Source organism: Sulfitobacter sp. AS92 (genome assembly GCF_038900015.1).
Classification (GTDB): domain Bacteria; phylum Pseudomonadota; class Alphaproteobacteria; order Rhodobacterales; family Rhodobacteraceae; genus Sulfitobacter.
On sequence record NZ_JBBMQL010000003.1, the window covers coordinates 432,962 to 455,186 of the forward strand.

The following is a 22,225-nucleotide window of genomic DNA, read 5'->3' on the forward strand; positions in this document are numbered from 1 at the left end:
TGTCAGTCCGCGCAGCCCAGTATGCAGAGGCAAAAAGCGGGTCGCCGCGCGCAATAACGGATAGATTGGCACCTGCAGAATTGCAAGGTCGGTCGCTCTGGCATAGCCTGATAGTGGTCTGGGTGGATCTGGTTAGGAATAACATGCGCACCATTTTCAATGCCGGCCTGTTGTGTTTAGCGCTAATCTTACTGCTGCCGATTGCAGGGCAGGCGCAGGGCGTCAGCTCGATGTTCTTTGACAGCGAAGCGGCAGACGGCGCGCCGGCCTCTGAGATCGACCAGCTGATGCGCCGCGCGGCTGAGACCGGTGTTGGCGTGGTGGTGATCGACGGCACCGGTCAACTCTTGAGCGACGCGCCCGGGACTGAACCCGCCTTGGCCGAGGCCGACAGCCCGTCTTCACTGATGCGCATGCAGGACAACGCGGCCAAATTTCGCGACGCGCTTGTGCAGCGGGTGCTGACCCTCCCGGTCGCCTTTAACGAAGTGCTCTACATTCTGCGCGCCGCCAGTCCCGACGGTACGCTCTGGGCCTTTACCGAAGCCCTATTGCTCAGTCTACTGATGTTTGGCGTCGGCGTCCTTGTGGAGCGCCAGATCTATGGAAAACGCCTGATGCGGGGGCTGGTCACGCGGCGGGTTAACGAGGACCCGCAGGGCTACCGCGATAAAATCCCCTTTCTCGTGCTGCGCTTTGTGGTCGGGCTGGGCGGCGTGCTTGTGTCCATGGCGGTGGCCTATCTGCTGGGCGCGGCAATTTTTGGCCCGCTCACCGACACGGCAATGCAATACACCGTAACCCTGATTAACATCGGCTATTTCACCTGCCGCTTTGTGGCGGGCCTGTGGCGCATGATCTTATCGCCCTTCCTCTCCCAGTACCGTATTCCCGCGCTGAACGACCGCGACGCCAAGAGGTTGCACCTCTGGCTCTGGCTAATGGGGTCCTTCGACATCTGCGCGCTGTTGTTCAGCTTCTGGATCGCGGAGCTTGGACTGAACTACGAAGCCTATGCGTTTTTTGCCTCGGTCTTGTCCGCCGTGCTGGTGATTTTGAACATGCTTTTGGTGGTGGTCAATGGCCGCGCCATCAGCGGCGCGCTGCGCAACGGCAAGCCACCTGAGGAAACTTCGACCATCGTCCGCCTGCTGTCGCGGGCCTGGGCGCCGTTTGTATTTTTCTATGTCATCTTCGCGTGGTTTGAACTGACCGTTGATCTTGTCTTGGGCAACCCCAGTTCGATCCCGCTGATCGCAGGCGCTTACGGGATTTTGATCACAATCATCGTGGTTTACGGGCTGATCAACTTTGCAATCGAGCGCAGCTTTGCCCGCTCTCGCGCGTTCGCGCGCCTGAATGCCGAACGCGACACGAAAAGCGCCCCGCCGCGCGAGGCCGCAGTGGACCAAAGCGCGCCGGATGCTTTGGCTCCAGAGACTGAGCCCTCAAGACCCGCCCAAGACGATCTGAAGGCGGAGGCGCTGGCGCTGCAGCCGTCCCTGACGACGTTTGAAGAACTGGCCCGCCGGGTGGCAGGCATCTTGTCCTTTGTCGCGGGCACCTATGCGTTTTTCTATATCTGGGACAATGACGGCGCCGAGATGGTGGAGAACTTTGCCACCCAGCTTCTGGACATCCTGGTCGTCATCTTTATCGGCTATGTGATTTATCATGCCTTCCGGATCTGGATCGACAGCAAGATCAAGGAAGAAACACCCGAAGAGGCTGAGATCCAACCGGGCGACGAGGGCGGCGGCTCGGGCGCCAGCCGTTTGGCGACCCTGTTGCCCTTGTTCCGCAATTTCACCCTGATCCTTGTGATCATCACGATCCTGCTGATTGTGCTGATGGAGATTGGCGTCAATGTCGGCCCCCTGTTTGCCGGTGCTGGGATCATTGGCATCGCCATCGGTTTTGGCAGTCAGGCGCTGGTGCGCGACGTCTTTGCAGGGGCGTTTTTCCTATTTGATGATGCTTTTCGCAAAGGCGAGTATCTGGATGTCGGCGACGTCAAAGGGACGGTCGAGAAAATCTCGGTGCGGTCTTTTCAACTGCGTCATCATCTGGGGGCGCTGCACACCATTCCGTTTGGCGAATTGCAGGTGATCACCAATTACTCGCGCGACTGGGTGATGATGAAACTGCCGTTGCGGGTGACCTATGACACGGATGTGGAGCAGGTGCGCAAGCTGATCAAGAAACTAGGGCAGGAGCTTCTGACTGATCCTGAAATCGGAGAGGCCTTCATCCTGCCGTTGAAATCTCAGGGCGTCATCGAAATGCAAGACAGCGCCATGATCATCCGGGTCAAATTCATGACCAAACCGGGGGACCAATGGCTGGTACGCAAGAAGGTTTATCAAGAAATCCGCGATTTGTTTGAGCGCGAAGGCATCAAGTTTGCGCACCGGGAGGTGACGGTACGTTTGGCCGATGCCAAGGCGGAGGATTTGACCGAGGCGCAAAAGCACAAAATTGCGGCGGCTGCCCATGCTTCGCTCGACGAGGACATTTTGGACGAAGACGATGCGGGCGAAAGCAGCGGGGACGACCGCTGAGCGGCGCTTTAAGACCGCAGGCGACCCTCTTTTGCGCCCTGCGCAGCGCTGCCGGATCAGTTCTTGTAAGGGTCCAAAGAGGCACGGAGCCCATCGCCGAGAAAGTTGAACGCCAGGACCACCACGATGATCGGCAGCATCGGAATGGCCGTCCACCAGTAGATCTCGATACTAGCGAGGTTTTGGGCATCATTCAGCATTACGCCCCAGCTGACGGCCGGCGCACGCAGGCCGAGGCCAAGGTAACTCAGCGCCGTTTCACCCAAGATCATGGCGGGGATCGACAGGGTCGCACTGGCAATCAGATGCGACATGAAGTTGGGCAGCAAATGGCGGCGAATGACTCGACCCGGCTTGGCACCCATCATCTCGGCAGCTTTGACGTATTCCTCTTCGCGCAGGGACAGGAATTTGGCGCGCACCGACCGCGCCAGTCCGGGCCAGTCGAGAACTCCAAGAATGATCGAGATAATGAAAAACACCGCCACCGGTCCCCAACTGGACGGCACCGCCGCCGAGAGCGCAAGCCAGAGCGGCAATTCGGGCAGGCTGCGCAAGATCTCGATGGCGCGGTTGATGATCCAATCGGTCTTGCCGCCAAAATAACCCGCCATTGCCCCAAAGCTTATCCCAAGTGCGAAGGACACGGAAATGCCAATCAGCCCCACGGTGAGCGACAGTTGGGCGCCGTATAATATCCTGCTGAACACATCGCGGCCCAGCCGGTCAGAGCCCCACAGAAACAGGCTTGCGCCCTCGGGCGCGCAGACTAGATGGGTGTCCGAGGGGATCAGGCCAAAAAGCTTGTAGCTTTGGCCCTCGCAGAAAAACCGCAGGGGCAGGGGCTGGGTCTCATCGGTGGTATATCTCCAGCGGTAATTCTCCAGATCGGCCTCAGCGGTGATCGGATAGATATAGGGGCCAATGAAAGACCCCTCGTGCCAAAGGTTGACGCTCTGCGGGGGCGCGTAGAGATAATCAGCGCTGCGTTCGTTGGGCGTATAGGGCGCGATAAATCCGGCAATGGGCAGGATCAGGTAGGCACAGAGCAAGAAGATGCCGGAGATCAGCGCCAGTTTGTGACGGCGAAAACTGCGCCACATCAGACGCCATGCGGGCGCGTCCATATCTGACCGCTCCGGCGCCGAGATGTCTGGGCTATCGACCCAAGGTGTCGTGTCGACAAAACGATTGGAAGGCTGGGTACTCATTTGGCGCGCCCCCCATAGCGAATGCGCGGATCAAGCAGAACCAGCAGCATGTCAGAAACCATCGTGCCGATCAGCGTCAGTAAGGCCACAAACATCAGCACAAAACCGGCCAGAAACTGGTCTTGCGACTTGAGTGCAGTCAGCAGGAACGGTCCGATCGTCTGCAGGCCCAGCACAACCGAGACCAGCACCGACCCCGAGACCATCGCCGGCAGCAGGTTGCCGATATCCGCCACGAAGGGGTTGAAGGCCATCCGCAGCGGGTATTTGGCCAGCAGACGCGCTGGGCCCATGCCCTTGGCCTTGGCGGTCTCGACATAGGGTTTGCTCAGTTCATCCAGCATATTCGCGCGCAGCCTTTGCATCATCGCCGCCGCACCTGAGGTGCCGATGACAAAGGTGGGAACGATCATATGCAACAGGATGGATTTGACCTTGGGCCAAGACATCGGAGCGCCCTCAAATGCCGGGTCCATCAGGCCGCCAATCGGCAGGTCGAGGTATTTATGACCGTAATAAAACAAGATCAGCGCCAAGAGGAAGTTCGGTGTCGCAAGGCCCAGATAGCCAACAAACCCTGCCGTGTAATCGGCCCAAGTCTCGGCCTTGGCGGCAGCAAAGACACCCAAGGGCAAAGCCACCGCATAGACAAAGAGCACAGCGGCCAGATTGATCAAGACCGTCAGCCACAGCGCATCCCCGACGATCTCGCCGACGGGGCGATCAAATTCAAAAGACCAGCCAAAATCGCCTTGAATCAGACCGGAAAATCCCTGCGGGCCGGGAGCAAAGCCCACCCAGATCAGGTATTGCTCCCAAAGCGGGCGATCGAGCGCATATTCGCTGCGCAGGAATTCCGCCTTGGCAACGCCTTCGGCCTGACCGGTGGCGCGCAATTCGGCGATCTGGTTGGACAGGAAGTCGCCCGGCGGCAGGTTGATGATCACAAAGATCAGGACCGAGACCACCAATAGGGTCAGCAACATCGTGGCAAAGCGGTAGAGTGCGTAGCGGAGGAACATCATTGGACAACCTGCTGGAATGGTTCCTCGAAATAGAATTCGTCGATCCGGTGAACCCCAAAATGGGCGCCCGGATCATAGGCCCAGACCCCCTGTTCGGGGACATTGCGCAGCAATTTTGAGACAACCACGGGCTGGGGTGCTTCCGAAAGAACGCCAATGGCATAGACTTGCTCGGCGTGAATCTGGAGCATCTCGCGCCATATAGCGGACCTTGTGGCCGTGTCGGTCGCGCGGTTCCAGCGGTCAGCTAAGGCCAGCAGATGGTTCGGCGCTGTGCCCTGCGGTCTCTCGCCCAATTCGCCCTTGGATTGGTAATATTGCCCCCACATCGGCCAAGCGAAAAACTCTTGATGGGTGGGCGCAAGATACATCGGAGAGGTTTCGGCGGTGGGCAAGCCATTGTCCCAGCCGAACCAGACCGAGGCCATGCTGAGGCCGGCATAGGCCCGGTTGCGCAGGATATTGCGGTCCAAGGGCCGCATCACCAGTTTGATCCCCAATTCCCGCCAAGTGTCGGTGACGATCGCCAGGGCATTTTCTACCTCTTGTCGCTCGCCTGCGGTCTCAATGACAAATTCCATTGGACGGCCATCGGGCAGCTTGCGGATGCCAGCTTGGCTGCGTTGGGTCAGGCCCATTTCATCGAGTAAAGCGTTTGCCTTGGCGGGCGCATATTCGGCGTAGGCAGAGGCATTTTGGGGATCGTGCAGAGGGCTAGTCGACAGCGCCGTCATACCGGCTTCTTTAGCCAGTCCGAAATAAAGCGCGCGGTTGATCATATGCCGGTCAATGCCGTGGCTGAGGGCGCGGCGAAACCTCACATCGCGCATCACCTCCTGCCAGACCGGGTCGGCGAAGTTGAGGTTGGGAAAAATCGCGATTTGGCTTGCCGCCCCGTTCTCCCACAGCAACGTGCGGTAGTTGCCGCCATCCGCCTCACCCTTTTTAAGGATCGAGATATCGGGGAAATCGAGGCCACGCGCCTGCAAATCCGTTTCACCCGCATTGGCCTTTGCGGCGATCAGACCGCCTGTGGCGATCGTCATTTCGACCACATCAATATAGGGCAGCTGCACCCCGCGCGCGTCAATGCGGTGGTAATATGGATTGCGCACAAACAACTGCCGGGACCTGCCCGAAGCCGTGGCATTGATCCAAGGCTGCAAGGTCGGTTGCTTGGGGTTGTCGAATTTGCCCATATTGTCGCGCTTGTTGTGCAGCGCCGCCCAGCTTTTGACGCGCGCTTTGGTGATGGCGTCATGCAGCGCCTCGGGGCCGGTGAATCTCTGGTGGAACTGCCTCAGGTAATGCGCGGGGCGGTAGATGAAGGGCGGGCTAGCTTGGGCCAGCTGCGGCAGGAAATTGGGGTTTGCGTTCGCCCATTCAAAAACCACTGTATGAACATCGGGGAAGGTGACTGTCCCCAAGACACCATCGACATACATAAAGTCCGGCGGACCAGAGGGCGTGATGTCGGGGTCCTGCGCCACGTTCTCCCACCAATAGCGGAAATCTTCGGAGGTAAAGGCGGCGCCGTCCGACCATCGGTGACCGGGGCGCAGATGCAGCGTGAACCTGCGGTTTTCGGTCACTTCGACGTCGCGCAGGATATCCGGGGCGAGCGTATAATCAGCTGCATAGCCCACAAGCCGGGCATAGCCATAGGCCGACATTAGACGCACATCTTTAGACCGCGTGCCAAAGGTCCGCAGGGTGCCGCCTTGGGTGCCAAAACTGCGCCCCTTGGCTTCCAGATCCACAATCAGGGGCTGCTCGGGCAGGCGTTCGGCGATCGGAGGCAAATTGCCGTCTTTCACTTCGGCCGCCCAAAAGACCGTTTCTTGCAAGGGCGGCATGGCCCATGCCGGTGCGGCCAGACAGACCAACAAGGCGAGAAGCCTAGACATGACAGCGGACCTTATGGCCGGCGCCGATGTCTTGCAGGCCCGGCACGCTAGCCCCATCAATGCGGAACATCTCGGGCCAGGTCGAGGGCGCCCCGGCCCCTTTGGCGACCAAATCGAGGTCAATCGGTCGCGCCATGTCCGGTTCGGGCTGTGCTGCGATCAATGCTTTGGTATAGGGATGGCGCGGGTCATAAAACAGCGTCTCGGGCGGGGCCTGTTCCACAATCACGCCTGCGCGCATCACCACGACCTCGTCCGCGATGCGGGCCACGACGGCCAGATCATGGCTGATGAACAGATAGCTCAGCGCGGCGCGTTCACGGATCTCCTCCAGCAAGCTCAGAATTTGCTCCTGCACGGAGACATCCAAAGCTGAGGTCGGCTCGTCACAAATCAATAGTCTGGGGTCCAGCGTCAAGGCGCGGGCAATCGAGAGACGTTGGCGTTGTCCGCCTGAGAACGCATGCGGATAGCGGGTCATCATATCGGGGTTGAGGCCCACCAATTCCAGCATCCGGGCCGCCTTGTCGCGCCGGTCACTGCGTGTACCGATGCCGTGAATGTCCAGCGGTTCTGTCAGCGCAGCCCTAATGCGCATCCTCGGCGACAGCGAGGAATAAGGGTCTTGGAACACCATCTGTGCTAGGCGCTGAAAGGCGGTGCGTTGCGCCTTGGACATATCGTGTACCGGCAGGGGCGGGGCGCCCGGTTCGGGGTAGAACAGAACCTCGCCGCCGGGATCGGGAAGCTCGGCGCCAAGCGCCATGCGTGCGCAGGTCGTCTTGCCCGAGCCGCTTTCCCCGACCACCGCCAGCGTCTTGCCCCGGACCACCTGCAGATTGACATCCTTGCAGGCGGTGATTGCAATCGGTTTGCGCCATCCACCGCTGCGCATGGCATAGGTTTTGTTCACCTCTCGCAGATCGAGGATCAGGTCTTCATGGGGCAGCGCACGGGCCGGGGCCGCGACTTCGGGGATCATGGTAGCGGCGGCAAAAAGCTTGCGGGTGTAGCCATGTTGCGGGCTGCCCAGGACCTCGGCTGCGCTGCCGCTTTCCATGACCCGGCCGCCGTTCATGACCACGACCCGTTGGGCCATATTGGCGACCACGCCAAGGTCATGGGTGACCAAAACCACCCCCATGCCGGTTTCTGATTGCAAGGTCTTGATCAGACCCAGCACCTGCGCCTGTGTTGTCACATCAAGCGCCGTCGTAGGCTCGTCGGCGATCAGCAAGTCGGGTTTGGCCACCATCGCCATGGCGATCATCACGCGCTGGCGCATGCCGCCGGACATTTCAAAGGGATAGCTTCGCCAGACCCGCTCCGGATCGGCAAAGCCGACGCGTTCGAACTTGGCGAGGACGGCGCGCTTGGCCTCCGCGCGGCCCATGGAGCGATGCAAACGCAGCACTTCGGCCACTTGGTTGCCCAAACGGTGCAGCGGCGAGAGCGAGCGCATCGGCTCTTGAAAGATCATTGAGATGCGGTTGCCCCTGATCTGGCGCATCGCGGGCTCTGCCAGTGCCAGCATATCGACCGGCGCGTCATCGCCTGCAAAGACGATCCGGCCGCTGCGGATGTCTGCGGCATCGGGCAGGATCCGCAGCACGCTGCGGCAGGTCAGGGTCTTGCCCGAGCCGCTTTCTCCGACCAAGGCCAGCGTTTCCCCGGCGTCGAGCGAAAAGCTGACGTTGCGCACGACCGGGTCGGCCTTGCCAAAGCCGATCGTCAATCCGTCAACTTCCAATAAAGGTGCCATCGCAGTCCCATTCTAGGTCCGCAAGAGCGCGGTTCGCAAAAGGAGTGAAGCCGATTTGCGGGGGGGCGTCCAGTCTCACGAGGCTGTTGGCCCCATATTTGACCTAGACGGGCGCCGAAAGGGTCTGCGGGGAAAAGTGAGTGTACATTGAGCCGCTTGGATGGTTCAATTGATCTGCAGACAGCACCTGAAAGGGGCACCTCTTGGCGACTTGGGCGGACTTAGACGGAGAACTCGAAACTTGGGCCGCGCAGGGGGAAACACCGACATTCTGGTGGCGCGACGATGACACCGAGGCCTGCACGGCCGACTTGGAGAGGTTGATTGCTCTGTCCGAGCGCATTGCCGCGCCCTTGCACCTCGCGGTCATCCCCGTTGCGATTGCTCCCGACCTTGCGGATCGCCTGCGCGCCTCCCCGCAGGTCTATTGCTTGCAGCATGGCTATGCGCATAAGAACCACGAACCTAAAGGCACCCGCGCCTCCGAGGTTGGCAGGCTGCGCGATATGGCCTTGATCGAAACGGACCTGCGCGAGGGCTGGCGGCGTATGCAGCAAGCGCAATTGCCAAACCTGCTGCCGGTCTTTGTCCCGCCGTGGAACCGGATCGGCGAACAGGTCCTCCCCCTTTTGCCTCAATGGGGCTATGCCGCCGTTTCGGGGTTCGACGCGCGCCCCCATCCCGAGCCGGTCGCGGGGTTGCAACATTTCAACGGCCACATCGACCCGATCCGATGGAAAGAGGGGGCCAAGTTTGCAGGTGTCGAAAAGACATTGGAGCAATGCGTCCGCCATTTGCGAAAGCGCCGCATGGAAACCACATACAAAGACGAGCCGACGGGGTTTGTGAGCCATCACCTGCAAACCGATGCGGACACGTGGGAATTCACCGAAGCCTTGATGCAGCGACTGACACGGGATGCCGCGACCCGGTGGATATCCTTGGACCGCCACATAAGATGAGCCCGACATGTTAGACATTGCCTATGCATCCCCCGCTGAACGCGAGGAAGTTGCCCAGTTCATGAACGCGGTCTTTGTTCGCGCAAAATGGGGCATCGAAAGCTGGCGCGGCTTGCTGGCCGGCAGATGGTGCGGCCCGGAGGGGCGCTATGCCATTACGGTGCGTGATGCCGGAAAGCTGATCGGTGTTTTGGGATTGGTCTATGCGGAGCGCCAAACCTCCCGGGGGCTAAGAACCACGGCTGATATGACCTCATGGTATGTTCTCAAGGATTACCGGGGGCAGGGGATCGGCAAAAAGATGATCGCTTTGGCGACCCAGGACCCGGATGTGACGGTGACAAATTTCTCCAGTGCAAAAGCGGCAGTCAATGTCTTGGAAAAGGCGGGGCTGAAGGAGTTGGATCGGGAACGTCTGGTCTGGCTTCCCTCGCAAGGGGCAGGCTTTCAAGTGCATGAAGACCCGCTATCCTTAGGCGACCGTCTGCCCGCAAAGGACCGCCGGATCATTGCTGACCATCAAGGGCTGCGGCTGCGGCATTTGGCGGTGGAGACCCCTGAGGGGCTTTGTACGATGGTGATCTACCCGCAGAAAAAGCATGACGACTATGTGACCCATGAAATCATGTATCTTGCGGATCAGCCGCTTTTTGCCCGGCACGCGAAACAGATCGCCCGCTCGGTCCTGCCTTCAGAGGCTGCAATTTTGTCCTTGGATCGCCGTTTTGCGCGCGAGGGTATTGTCTGCGACGAGGTCAGGGCGTTCGCGACGCCCAGATATTGCCAGCAGGGGCTTTTGGACCCAAGCGAGATCGACATGCTCTATTCGGAATGCGTGTTGCTCAACATCAAAATTCATTGAAGCGCCTCAGCGCTCGCCTTTGCTCCGCTCAAACGTTGTAAAACGCGCGGTACCAATCGACAAAATGCTGCAGCCCTTCACTGACCGGTGTCGAATGCTGCTTGCCGATGAGGGTCTGTAGCAAAGTGGTATCGGCCCATGTCGCGGGCACATCGCCGGGTTGGATCGGGAGAAATGTTTTGATTGCCTCCTGCCCGCAAGCGGTCTCAATCGCCGCGATGAAATCCATCAGCGTCACTGGGGACGCATTGCCAATATTGACGACCCGAAACGGGGCGACAGGTGAAATGCTGTCGTTGGCTACCGGATTGGCAGGGTCGGGAATGGCATCAACTAGGGCGATAATAGCGTGGACAAGATCATCGATATAGGTGAAGTCGCGCTTCATCTTGCCATGATTGTAAACGTTTATCGGCTCCCTGTTTAGGATGGCTTTGGTGAACTTGAAGTATGCCATATCGGGGCGCCCCCATGGCCCGTACACGGTAAAGAAACGGAACATAGTTGTCGGCAGATTGTAAAGATGCGCGTAGGAATGCGCCATGCTCTCGGTCGCCTTCTTGGTCGCGGCATAGAAGGACATCTGGGTATCTACCTTGTCCGCCTCCTTGTATGGCATCTGGCTGTTTGCACCAAAAATGGAAGAACTTGAGGCCAGTAGCATATGAGCGGGCGGGAATGCTCGTGCGGCTTCAAGCAGTTCGAAGGTACCGATGATATTGGCATCTACATAGGCACGCGGCACGTCGATGGAGTGCCGCACGCCTGCCTGCGCCGCCAGATGGATCACCATCTCCGGACGGTGCTCTTTGAAGAGAGACATCAGCGCTTGCGGCGTTTCGAGCTTTTCGTTCACGATGCTGAACTCACCGTATGCGCAGAGCTGAGATTGACGCTCCAGTTTTAGATTGGGGTCATAATAATTCGAAAGGCTGTCGATACCGACGACACGCCAACCCAATCTAAGAAAGGCCAGAGAGACAAAATACCCTATGAACCCGGACGACCCGGTAACAAATGCGGTTCTCATTTAAAGCGCCTCGTTGCTGAGAACTCGGAAGTTCTGGGGCGAGAGAAGAATGAAGTGCATGAGGCTATGCTAACTTCGGCGTCACGGGGCCCAGAGGAGGGCGAAGTGGTTGCGATTTGCATGCACCCTGACAGTTGTTACTTATTGAGCAGTGGGAAGGCAACAAAGCTCGATACCTATACGAAGCGACAAGGTGTCTGATGTCAGCACCTTTGGGACCGGAGTGTTTTGTCGATCGACGCCTCGGAAGCCAACGTGTAGGGGATAGTTCAGCGTCTTGCGCAACTCAACTCTGTTTCCAAAAGGGGCAAACCGCGCGCACGACCGTTCCGGCATTTTCTGACTAGATACCCCATACCGCTTCTTGCCTCATCGAGCGGCGCGCTACTACGCTAGTCCTCTTGTGCATCCACAAACATCCGGTCCTTTGCGGCGGTGATGTGGTGGCGCATTGTGGCTTGTGCCACGTCGGGTTGCTTTAGGCGGATCGCCTCGAGTACCGCGCGATGCTCTGCCAAAACCAGCTCTTGCCGGACGGGGGCGTCCAGAAGGGTGAGTGAACGCGACAGCCTAACGCCATAGGCAATTTGCTCGCTCAGAGACTCCAGCACAGACGAGAAAAACGGGTTCTTGGCGCCACGGGCAATTGCCAAATGCAAGCTTTGATCCGCATCAACCCCAAGAGCGTTTTGTTGATAGGTCTGTTCCATCAAAAGATAGGCCGCATCCATCGCGGCCAGATCCTCATCATCGCGGCGCCGTGCCGCCCAAGCGGCGGCGGCACCTTCGACATCAATGCGAAACTCATAGCAGCGTTGAACATCTGAAACCGATTCCAGAGGCACGAAGCTAATCAATTCGCGGTCGGGACGGCGCAGAACGTAGCTGCCCGACCCCCGCCGTGATTGGACGATGCCATCGTCTCTAAGTCGCGACAGCGCCCCGCGCACAACGGGTCGCGACACGCCAAAGCTTTCGGCCAGCATTTCTTCGGTCGGTAGTCGGCTGTGTACTGGATATTCCTCTTCGAGGATCTTTGTCAGGAGCTGATCGTACACTTGATCTGCCAGTGAGGGGCGACGTGTCTCTGACAAAGTGATCTCCTTGCTTGTGGCCCGGCGTTCGGAGTGACCCTTATAAACCGCATTTGATTAAAATACAGGGGGGCGGCACACGCGGGACAGCAATCTAAGGGACCGCCCCTTCAGAAAGAGGCGGTCCCCGCATTGGTTACGACTTGCTATTGACGACAGCTGGCTTCTTTGCCGGCGTGCGGATGACCAAGAAGTAGACGAACACCAGCGTCAGCGCGACAAAGAACAGGCTGTCGGGATTGGTGAAAAAGGTCGTCGGATCACCGTTCGACAGCGCCAGCGAGCGGCGCAGGAACTCTTCCAGATTTGGCCCAAGGATATACCCCAGCAGCATGGTGATGACCGGAAAGCCGTTACGGCGCAGATAGAAGGCCAGAACCCCCATCGCCAGCGCCATGAACATCTGGAAGGTCGAGTAGGTGGCGACATAGCTGCCCACGACCGCCAAAAGCGCGATCACCGCATAAAGCACATCTTTACGGACTGAGACGATCTTGATGAAGTATGGCCCAATCAGCCACAGCGTTAGGGGGATCAGTACCACCGCGCTGAACAACAAGGCGGCCAGCATCGGCGCAATAAGCCCCGCTTGATCGGTCATCAACTGCGGTCCGGGTTGAATGCCGTTAATCACCAGCACGCCCAGCATAATCGCGGTGATCGGATCGCCGGGAATACCAAAGGTCAGCATCGGCACCATGGCGCCGCCACAGACCGCATTGTTGGCGCTTTCAGAGGCGGCGATGCCCTTGGGGTTTCCCTTGCCAAAGGTCTCAGGCTCCGTCGAGGTGCGCACGGTTTCGGTATAGGCGAGGAACGATCCCATCGAGCCACCCGCACCCGGCAACGTGCCGACGAAATAGCCAATCAAGCAAGATTTAAAGTAGCAGCCGAAACCGATTTTGCGGATGTCCGACCATGGCGGCAGGAAGTCACGGCGACGGATCTTGACCTTACCGGCGGCTGCGGCGGCGGCAGTGATATCCGTGCGCGCGCTTGCTTGGGTCAGCACTTCGGCAATGGCGAAGGTGCCGATGATGACGGGCATCAGATCGATTCCAGCCGTGAGGCTGGAATAGCCATAGGTAAACCGGGTGATCGGCTCCATGGCATCAAGCCCGACCGTCGCCAGCATCAGACCGATGCAAGCCGCAAGACCGGCTTGCGGAATGCGTCCCCGTTGCGCGATCACGACGACGATCAAAGCAAAGGCCAAGAGAGAGAACTTGCCCGTTGTTTTGACGTAAAGCGACAGTTCGGCCACGAAAGGCGCGAGTGCGATCAACAAAAGCGCACCGACTGCGCCGCCGAACATTGAGCCGAGCGCCGCGTGGCCAAGCGCCAGCGCGCCTTTGCCTTGCTGCTGCATCGGATAGCCGTCGAGCGCGGTCATCATTGAGGATGGTGCGCCGGGGATATTGATCGTGGTCGCGGTGATAGACCCGCCGCACATGCCCGCCATATAGATACTGGCACAGGCCATCAGCGCGGTCTCAACGCTAAGTGTGTAGGTGAGGGGCAGCAAGAGCGCCATCGCCAGTGTCGCGGTCAGCCCCGGAACGGCGGCAAAGATCGTGCCGATGACAAAGCCAAGGATCACATAAGTAAAGTTGACCGGATCGGCCAGCAGGGAAAAGCTGCTGAAAACGAGGATGATGAAATCCATGACTTAACCCCACAGTGTCGGGAGGCGAACCCCGAACAATTGTTGAAACATGACAAAGGCGACCCCAACGATCGCCGCCGATATGACAGCCTTGAGGACCAGCTTTTCGAACTTTGAAAACAGCAGGATCAGGGCAAAGACGAACAGGCCCGACGACAGGAAATAGCCTAAGGTTCTGAAAGCGACGATGTAGAAGAAAATCGCCACCACCACCCAAACATGGGTGTAGCTGCGCGCCTCGTCCGCGGTCTCGGTATCGGGCGCAGCCTCGGGCGGGACCCGCAGCGCCTGCACAATGAGGATGCTGCAAAAAACAATCGCCGCACAGCCTACAAGGATCGGAAAAAAGGCCGGCGTCAGCCCGTTGTCGGCGATCGGTGCGCCCAGGCTGAGCGCCGTCACCAAATAGCCAACAGACACTGCAAGAGTGACATACAGAAATACCAATTGCCTGTTTAAAAGCATCGTCGTCTCCCGAACTGGGTGTGATAGGGGCGTCTGCGCAAGGCGGCTGTCAGTGCGGTGGGTGCGATTGCGGCAGGTGGCCACTTGTTCGATCCCAAAGTATGAAAAACCGGCTTGTGGTCAGTGACTCTGCGTCTCTGACCCCGACAGGGGAGCATGTCTTCGGCCCCTCGGGACCGAAGACATGGTGGGCGTGGTGGCTTACAATTCCAGTTCGTCCATCAGCGTGAACGTCTTGGTTTGCAGCTCGTCGATCCAAGCGTTGACTTCGCCAGAACCCAGCCAATCGGCGGTCACGCCAATCTGTGCCAGCCAGTCTTGGAATTCCGCGCTGTCATAGGCTGTCTTGAACGTGGTCTCCAGCGTCTCGACCGCCTCATCCGGCGTGTTGGCCGGTGCTGCGAGTACAATGAAGCTGCCGGTCTGCAGGTCATGGCCCTTGGATTTCAGCGTCGGCACGTCGGTGTAGGTGGCATTCTGCACGCCCGTCAGTTCGACCACACCTTTGGCGTCACCAGAGGCTAGGATGCCGCTAAAGTCACCAAGGCTTGAGATGGCCGCATCCAGCTCGCCCGAGAGCAGCGCCTCGGCTTCGGCACTGGATGAGCCTGCATAGGTGATGACGTTGAAATCCACATCCAGCAGTTTTTCCAGCTGCATCACCGAAAGGTAGGGGCCGGAGCCTTTGGGGGCCACGCCGACACGCACTTGGCCGGGGTTCTCCTTGGCACGGGCGATTAGGTCTTCGTAGCTCTCAATCCCCGAATGTTTGGAGACGACAATCGCATCAGCCTCAGAGGTGATGCGCGCGATTGGCTTCATATTGTCGAGCGAATAGCCCGGCACCATTTGGCCACGGGGCAGGGTGATGACGCTGTCATAGGTCAGCACACCGACCGTATGCCCATCGGGGCGTGCATTGGTCATCTGGATCAGGCCCGTCGCGGTAACCGCACCAGCGATGTTTTCCACATAGATGGATTTCGGCAGATCCTGCTCGGCAAGGTTGCTGATTTTGCGCGAGATCGCGTCAGCGCCGCCGCCGGCGGGCCAAGGGACGATCAGGCGAATGTCGCGCATCGGAAAGTCCTGCGCCGCGACGGATGTGCCAAGGATGGCTGCGCCAAGCGCAACACCAAGGGTGGTTTTCAAGCTTTTGTAAAACATAGATCTGTTCCTCCTCTACAGATGTCGTGTGCCAGACAAGGTCTGGCGTCTTGCGTGCACCGACTGGTCCGGAAAAGCGGGGCTTTACCGGTTCGGCGTCATGACGTTGGTCAGCGTTGTCGTCAGTGGGATTTGCCATCGGGCCAGATAGACTGGCTGTTGTACGGCTTTGGCTGGATCTGGTCGCGGTGTGGGCACGAACTGCGCCTGTCCCGACTTATTCTTCGCGTGGATACACAGGTGGCTGTGTCTCCGATGCGACTGTTGCGATCCTCCCCCTTCCGCTTCGGCAAATTGCCTCTCCGGGTGGCCGCCTGCTGGGGCGGGTACGGTGAAGCTTTGGTCACATTAAACAGCGTATATTTACAAATCAACACAAATTTAACAGATAAGGCGTATTAATAGCGCTATATCGCCTAGTATTTGTTCATTAAACATACACATACTTACAATTCCTGCCAAATTCTTGCCAGCAGACGGCGCGATTTGGGAAAGTTGTAAAGCTGCGCGTCAGAATGAACGGTATTAGCCCGCCAACATGGGGTCGGCGGGCTCGTATCTGCGCCGTTTGTCAGTCTGCCTGAAGATCGGCAGGCAACAGCGCCTCGGGCAGGTTCTGGTAGCAAACCGGGCGCAAGAACCGGCGAATCGACAGGGTGCCGACCGAGGTTGCACCAAAGTTGGTCGATGCCGGATATGGCCCGCCATGCACCATAGTGTCGGCGACTTCGACCCCGGTGGGGAAGCCATTGGCCAATACGCGCCCGGCCATCTGCTCAAGCACCGGCAAAAGCGCGCGCGCCAGATCGGTGTCGCCCTCGTCCATTTGCAAGGTCGCGGTCAATTGACCTTTAAAGCTGGCGGCAACGGTCTGCATCTCATCCGCGTCCCTAACCCGGATCACCAGACCCAACGGGCCGAACACCTCTTCCGAAAGCTCTTCGTTTGACGTCCAGTCTTCGGCTGAAACCTCAAACAGATACGGCGCGGCAGAGCGGCCTTCGCAGGCGGTGGTCAACAACGATTTCACACCCGCGCCCTCAGACACGCGGCGCGCGCCGCTGCGATAAGCATCGGCCATGCCATCGGTCAGCATGGTTTGGGCGGCCACGGCTTTCAGACCTTCGCTGGCGGCAGTCACAAATGCATCCGCTTCTGGCCCGTCCACCACGATCGCGATGCCGGGATTGGTGCAGAATTGGCCCGCGCCCATGGTTAGGCTTGCAGCCCAGCCCGTGCCAAGGTCGGCACCCCGTGCAGCGGCGGCCTCAGGCAGTACGAACATCGGGTTTACACTGCCCAACTCGCCAAAGAACGGGATCGGCTCGGGGCGTTTGGCGCAGAGGTCAAACAATGCGCGCCCGCCGCCAAGGCTGCCGGTGAAGCCAACGGCTTTGATCCGGGGATCGGTCACAAGCGCTTCGCCAACTGCACGGCTGCCGCCCTGCACGAAGCTGAAGATGCCACCGTCCATGCCGAGCTTGGACAGTGCCGCAACAATGGCGTCGCCGACGATCTCGCCGGTGCCGGGGTGCGCGGAGTGGCCTTTGACGACAACCGGACAACCCGCCGCCAATGCCGCGGCGGTGTCACCACCAGCGGTCGAAAAGGCCAGCGGGAAGTTGGACGCGCCAAACACTGCCACCGGGCCAATGGGCCGCTGCATCATGCGCAGGTCAGGCCGGGGCAACGGTTGACGGTCTGGCAGCGCCGTATCGTGACGACGGTCCAGGTAGGCGCCATCGCGGATATGGGTCGCGAACAACCGCAGTTGGCCCGTGGTGCGCCCACGCTCACCCTGAAGCCGGGCTTCGGGCAGACCGGTTTCGGCTGTGCCGATCTCGGTGATTTGCTCACCGCGCGCATCGATCTCGTCGGCGATGGTTTCCAGCAGCACTGCGCGCTCTTCGCGCGAAGTTGCAGCAAAGGCCCGGAACGCTTTATGCGCGGCATCGCAGGCCTCGGCGATCAGCTCGGGCGAGCCGGCTGAATATTCAAAGGCGTCGCCACTGGCCGGAGAAGAGGTGAATTTCGCCTCAGCACTCACGCGCTCGCCAGCAATCAGGTGGTCGCCATGTGGGGTAAATGTCATGTTTATCGGCCTTTCTGTTCGCGCCATGCGTTAAATTTCACGATGCTCTCGTCGTCGGTGCCCGGGTAGAGACCGATAATCCCGGCCCCATCGTTGACCTGCTCCAGGACGAAATCCTCATAGGCTTCCATTTCAATGCATTCCGCTGCGATTTCGTCGGCAAGATGAGCCGGGATGACCATGACGCCATCGCCATCGCCCAGCATCACATCACCGGGAAAGACCGCCGCATCGCCGCAGGAAATCGGCACGTTAATGTCGATCGCCTCGTGCAGGGTCAGGTTCGTTGGGGCCGAAGGACGGGCAAAATAGGCGGGCATATCAAGCGCGCCAATGCCTGCCGCGTCGCGCACACCGCCATCGGAAACCACGCCCGCGACGCCGCGTTGCTGCAACCGGGTAATAAGGATTGAGCCCGCCGTCGCCGCGCGGCAATCTTTGCGCGCATCCATCACCAAAACATGCCCTTCAGGGCAAGTCTCAACAGCGACGCGCTGTTTGTGGTCGCGGTTGCGGAACACAGTGATCGGATTGCGATCTTCGCGCGCCGGAATGTAGCGCAGGGTAAAGGCCTGACCGACCATGGTCACCGCCTTACGCTCGACCGGGGTAACACCCTGCACGAACTGATTGCGCAGCCCGCGTTTGTAAAGCGCCGTGGCCACGGAGGCCGTCGACACCTTGCGCAATTTGTCGCGGGTTTCGTCTGACAAGTTATAATCGCTCATTTTTCTTCCCCATGGTGTAGCGTTTTGCATTTTTGGAAAGATCAGGCGCTAGAGTGCTCTCCCCCAGGCCGTCGCCGCGAACGACACTGGCCGCGAAGTCTCGCGAATTTTTGCCCGCTCCTCCAAGAGCATTGAGCCTTGGAGCTACATAAGGAAGAGAGATATGTCAATATTTGTAATGTATAATCGTCAGATTAGTAAGATTTAGTCGTTATCAGCGCAATATGGCTTACTAATTCTTACAATAATGGGGGCCGACGGTCTTCGGTCTCTGTGCTTTTAACCGGCATTCCTGGTCGAAACCGGATTTATCTTTGCCGCTGGACTGAACTGGCCCATAAGCCTTAGCACGGTCTCGACCCGTAAAGCGACCGCTTCGCTGGCGCAGGGTCTTTCGCTTCAACGTCCCAGAACCAGAGCGAGGATGATCGCTCAGTTTTAAGAGGCATCGTGGCGAAGCCTGCTTCCAAGACAACCATGCCAGAACAAACGGCAATCTCCCCCTCTGTCACAAATGTTTCGCAATATCAGGCGACAAGGGCCCGATGCGCGCTGAAGTATAAATTGACCAAACGGTCTAACGCGCGCATTCTGCCGACAATTAGTACACTAGAAAGAGGATTTCCCATGACACGAACCATTCTGCTGGCCGGCACTATGCTGGCGGGTCTCGCCTCCGTGGCCCAAGCCGACACGCTGCGTCTTTTGACATGGGGCGGCTACGCACCTGAGGACGTGGTCGCGAAATTCGAAGAAGAGACCGGCCATACCGTCGAAGTCACGAAATCCAACAACGAAGAAATGATCGCCAAGCTGCGCGCGACGGGCGGCGGTGGTTTTGACCTCGCTCAGCCGTCGCAAGACCGCATCATGGGCCCGCAGATGGAATTCGGCATCTACAAGCCGATTGATGTCTCCAAGCTGAACAAAGAGCTTTTCATCACCTCCATGCTCGACTCGACCATGGCGAACACCACTGTAAACGGCGACGTCTACGGCGTGCCGCATGTCTGGGGCACCTCCGGTCTGGTGATAAACACCGCCGAAGCGGGCGAGACGGTCAAGGATTACACCGACCTCTGCGCGCCGGAAGTGGCGGGTAAGGTCTCCTACCGTCTCAAACGTCCGACGCTCATCGGTTTCGCCTTCGCCATGGGCGAAGACCCCTTTGCCGCCTATGGCGACGAAGCCAAATACGCCGAGATCATGGGCAAGGTCGAAGCCAAGCTGATCGAATGCAAAGCGAACGTCAAAACCTACTGGGGCGGCGGCGATGAGCTGATGAACCTGCTGCGCTCGGGCGAAGTGACCGCGTCGATGGCATGGGACACCGGCGGTTGGAAGCTGAACGACGACAACGCTGACCTGACCTTCGTGGCCCCGGCCTCGGGCGCTCTGGGCTGGATTGACACCTTCGTTCTGCCCGCCAAAGGGCAGGCCGACGATGTGGCCTATGAGTGGATCAACTTTGTCATGCAGCCCGAAGTCGCGGCGATGATCACCGCAGCGGCGGGCAACTTCACCGCCTCCGCCGGCGCGGATGAGTTTGCCGAAGACAGCCTGAAAGCCAAGTATCAGGCCAGCTTCCCACAAGAAGCGATCGACAACATCAAATGGTATCCGCCGGTGCCTGCCGGTCTGGAAACGATCGAAGGCGAAGTGCTGGACCGCGTCCAAGCTGCCAACTGATAACTGACCATCGGGCGGCACCCTCATCTTGGGGGTGTCGCTCCATTACACGGAATTCACATGACCCCAGATCTGGAATGCGTCGACCTCGTGAAGCGGTTCGGCGATACCACCGCTGTTAACAACGTCTCCTTCACGGTGCCGCCGGGCAGTTTCTTCTCCATCCTCGGGCCTTCGGGCTGCGGCAAGACGACGATCATGCGGATGATCGCGGGGTTTCTTGACCCGACCTCGGGCGACATTCGGATCAAGGGCGGCTCAGTGCTCGACACGCCACCGAACAAGCGCCCGGTGAACATGGTGTTTCAACATCTAGCGCTTTTCCCGATGATGACGATTTCCGAGAATATCGGCTACGGCCTGCGCCGCCGCGGCATGGCGAAGGGAGAGATCGCGCACAAGGTTGATGAGGCGCTCGACCGGATCGGCCTACCGGGGATCGGCGCCCGCAAGGTGGATGAGCTTTCGGGCGGGCAGAAACAGCGGGTCGCCATCGCGCGCTGCATGGTGTTGGAGCCTGACGTGCTGCTGCTGGATGAGCCGCTGGGCGCACTGGATCTGAAACTGCGCGAGCATATGAAGGTTGAGCTGAAATCGCTGCAAGCCGCCTTTGACACGACATTCGTCTATATCACCCACGACCAATCCGAAGCGCTGGTGATGTCCGACCAAATCGCTGTCATGAGCAATGGCCAGTTTGAGCAGGTCGGTAAGGGGCAAGATCTCTACTACCGCCCCGAGACGCCCTTCGTCGCGGGCTTCATCGGTGAATCGAACCGCTGGAAGGGCCGGATCGAGCGGGTTGAGGGCGACGCGCTGCAACTGCGCACCGACAGCGGGCTGGCGATGCGGGCGACGGGCGCGGGCCTTGCCCAAGGCGCACGGGCCGAGATTTTCGTGCGGCCTGAATCCATTCGCCTGGCCGCCAGCGCCGATGCGCTCTCGGGCTTTGACAATCAACTGACGGGCACTGTCACGAGCCTGCTGTTCAACGGCGCGGCCTCGCGTGTGTTGGTGCAGGACGATGTTGGCGAAACTCTCGAAGTCACGCTGCCGCAATCGGGAGAATTCTCAAGCCTGCAACGTGGCGATGCGGTGCATATCGGCTGGGGCGCGGGGCAGGCGACCTGCTTTGGGGCCGCCTGATGCGCAGCCAATCTCGAATTACATTCTACCTGCTGCTGACGCCTTTGGTGCTCTGGCTGGGGTTGCTTATCATCATTCCGCATATCGACATGTTGCTGATTTCGCTGCGCGAGCGGATCAGCTTTGGCGTCTATGAAACAAGTCTTGCGCAATTTGAAAAGGCGCTGACCGAACCGCTGTATCTGCGGACCTTCTGGCGCACGGCGGTGATGTCGGTGCTGGCAACCGCGCTGACGCTACTGATCGCCTTTCCGGTATCCTATTACATCGCCAAGATGGCCAAGGGGCGCTTGCAACAGGTGCTGTTCCTGCTCTGCCTGATCCCGTTTTATGTCTCTGAGCTGGTGCGTACTTTTGGCTGGATGATCCTGCTGCGTGAGACCGGTCTCGTCTCGAACCTGCTGCAATGGGTGGGTCTGGCGGATCGCCCGGTTGAGATGCTTTATACCGATGCCACGATGATGGTGGGGCTGGTCTATACCTCGATGCTTTTCATGGTCGTGCCGCTTGTCACCACGCTGGAAAGCCTCGACGACAGTGTGATTGAAGCAGGCTATGATCTGGGCGGAAGCGGGCTTTCGGTCTTGCGCGAGATCATCATACCCCATGCCATGCCCGGCATCGTCTCGGGCTGTATCGTGGTCTTTATGCTGAGCTTGGGAAACTACCTGACGCCAACAATGCTTGGTGGCAAGGACAGCCTGTGGTTCACCGAAATGATCTATAACCAGTTCATCGTGCGCTCCAATTGGGAGCTTGGCGCCGCTTTTGGCTTTATGCTTTTGGTGCTGTCTTCGGTGATCGTCTGGGGGATGCTCTGGCTCACGGGCCGGACCCTCAAGGAAACGATGGGGTGAT

17 protein-coding genes are annotated in these 22,225 nt (G+C 59.1%); 6 read left to right on the plus strand and 11 right to left on the minus strand.

The window, feature by feature from the left end:
* The first annotated feature begins 143 nt into the window (after positions 1 to 143).
* Positions 144 to 2,561, plus strand: a complete 2,418-nt coding sequence (locus WNY61_RS08260) for a mechanosensitive ion channel family protein (protein WP_342850993.1) — start codon at positions 144 to 146, stop codon at positions 2,559 to 2,561.
* Between the two features lie 56 nt (positions 2,562 to 2,617).
* Here the strand turns inward: WNY61_RS08260 and WNY61_RS08265 are convergent, their stop codons facing one another.
* Genes WNY61_RS08265 through WNY61_RS08280 form a run of 4 tightly spaced genes read right to left on the minus strand, consistent with a single transcriptional unit; the run spans position 2,618 to position 8,466 of the window.
* Positions 2,618 to 3,772, minus strand: coding sequence for an ABC transporter permease (locus WNY61_RS08265; protein ID WP_339638335.1), 1,155 nt, complete (start codon positions 3,770 to 3,772; stop codon positions 2,618 to 2,620).
* The gene (locus WNY61_RS08270; RefSeq protein WP_342850994.1) at positions 3,769 to 4,797 is read right to left on the minus strand and encodes an ABC transporter permease; all 1,029 of its coding nucleotides are present in this window, start codon (positions 4,795 to 4,797) and stop codon (positions 3,769 to 3,771) included. Before WNY61_RS08270 ends, WNY61_RS08265 begins: the two co-directional genes overlap by 4 nt.
* On the minus strand, positions 4,794 to 6,704 hold the full coding sequence (locus WNY61_RS08275) for an ABC transporter substrate-binding protein (protein WP_342850995.1): 1,911 nt from the start codon (positions 6,702 to 6,704) through the stop codon (positions 4,794 to 4,796). Before WNY61_RS08275 ends, WNY61_RS08270 begins: the two co-directional genes overlap by 4 nt.
* Positions 6,697 to 8,466: an ABC transporter ATP-binding protein gene (locus WNY61_RS08280; protein WP_342850996.1), complete on the minus strand. Its 1,770-nt coding sequence runs from the start codon at positions 8,464 to 8,466 to the stop codon at positions 6,697 to 6,699. The genes WNY61_RS08275 and WNY61_RS08280 overlap by 8 nt, the downstream gene beginning before the upstream one ends.
* Before the next feature lie 203 nt (positions 8,467 to 8,669).
* Here WNY61_RS08280 and WNY61_RS08285 point away from each other — a divergent pair, with 203 nt between their 5' ends.
* Positions 8,670 to 9,428 carry a polysaccharide deacetylase family protein gene (locus WNY61_RS08285; protein ID WP_342850997.1) on the plus strand — a complete coding sequence of 253 codons (759 nt, stop codon included), beginning with the start codon at positions 8,670 to 8,672 and terminating at the stop codon, positions 9,426 to 9,428.
* 7 nt (positions 9,429 to 9,435) lie between these two features.
* Entirely contained in the window at positions 9,436 to 10,290 is an 855-nt protein-coding gene (locus WNY61_RS08290; protein WP_342850998.1) for a GNAT family N-acetyltransferase, read from the plus strand.
* Positions 10,291 to 10,318: 28 nt separating this feature from the next.
* Here the strand turns inward: WNY61_RS08290 and WNY61_RS08295 are convergent, their stop codons facing one another.
* The 7 genes from WNY61_RS08295 to WNY61_RS08325 all read right to left on the minus strand — a co-directional run bounded on the left by WNY61_RS08295 (position 10,319) and on the right by WNY61_RS08325 (position 18,532).
* Positions 10,319 to 11,320 (minus strand): NAD-dependent epimerase/dehydratase family protein, encoded by a 1,002-nt coding sequence (locus WNY61_RS08295; protein WP_342850999.1) that lies wholly within the window; start codon positions 11,318 to 11,320, stop codon positions 10,319 to 10,321.
* Between the two features lie 392 nt (positions 11,321 to 11,712).
* Entirely contained in the window at positions 11,713 to 12,414 is a 702-nt protein-coding gene (locus tag WNY61_RS08300) for a FadR/GntR family transcriptional regulator (protein WP_040700182.1), read from the minus strand.
* Between the two features lie 136 nt (positions 12,415 to 12,550).
* Positions 12,551 to 14,080, minus strand: a complete 1,530-nt coding sequence (locus WNY61_RS08305) for a tripartite tricarboxylate transporter permease (protein ID WP_342851000.1) — start codon at positions 14,078 to 14,080, stop codon at positions 12,551 to 12,553.
* 3 nt (positions 14,081 to 14,083) lie between these two features.
* Positions 14,084 to 14,545, minus strand: coding sequence for a tripartite tricarboxylate transporter TctB family protein (locus WNY61_RS08310; RefSeq protein WP_342851001.1), 462 nt, complete (start codon positions 14,543 to 14,545; stop codon positions 14,084 to 14,086).
* Positions 14,546 to 14,746: 201 nt separating this feature from the next.
* Entirely contained in the window at positions 14,747 to 15,712 is a 966-nt protein-coding gene (locus WNY61_RS08315; protein ID WP_342851002.1) for a tripartite tricarboxylate transporter substrate binding protein, read from the minus strand.
* A gap of 571 nt (positions 15,713 to 16,283) precedes the next feature.
* Positions 16,284 to 17,804 (minus strand): aldehyde dehydrogenase (NADP(+)), encoded by a 1,521-nt coding sequence (locus WNY61_RS08320; RefSeq protein WP_342851003.1) that lies wholly within the window; start codon positions 17,802 to 17,804, stop codon positions 16,284 to 16,286.
* Positions 17,805 to 17,806: 2 nt separating this feature from the next.
* Complete coding sequence (locus tag WNY61_RS08325) at positions 17,807 to 18,532, minus strand: ribonuclease activity regulator RraA (RefSeq protein ID WP_342851004.1); 726 nt, start codon at positions 18,530 to 18,532, stop codon at positions 17,807 to 17,809.
* 627 nt (positions 18,533 to 19,159) lie between these two features.
* Between WNY61_RS08325 and WNY61_RS08330 the strand changes: the two genes are divergently transcribed.
* The 3 genes from WNY61_RS08330 to WNY61_RS08340 are packed head-to-tail and all read left to right on the plus strand — an operon-like array spanning position 19,160 to position 22,224.
* A complete protein-coding gene (locus WNY61_RS08330) occupies positions 19,160 to 20,221 on the plus strand; it encodes an extracellular solute-binding protein (protein WP_342851005.1) in 1,062 nt (353 codons plus the stop codon).
* A 60-nt stretch (positions 20,222 to 20,281) separates the two neighbouring features.
* The gene (locus WNY61_RS08335; RefSeq protein WP_342851006.1) at positions 20,282 to 21,367 is read left to right on the plus strand and encodes an ABC transporter ATP-binding protein; all 1,086 of its coding nucleotides are present in this window, start codon (positions 20,282 to 20,284) and stop codon (positions 21,365 to 21,367) included.
* Positions 21,367 to 22,224 carry an ABC transporter permease gene (locus tag WNY61_RS08340; protein WP_342851007.1) on the plus strand — a complete coding sequence of 286 codons (858 nt, stop codon included), beginning with the start codon at positions 21,367 to 21,369 and terminating at the stop codon, positions 22,222 to 22,224. Before WNY61_RS08335 ends, WNY61_RS08340 begins: the two co-directional genes overlap by 1 nt.
* Position 22,225 lies beyond the last annotated feature (1 nt).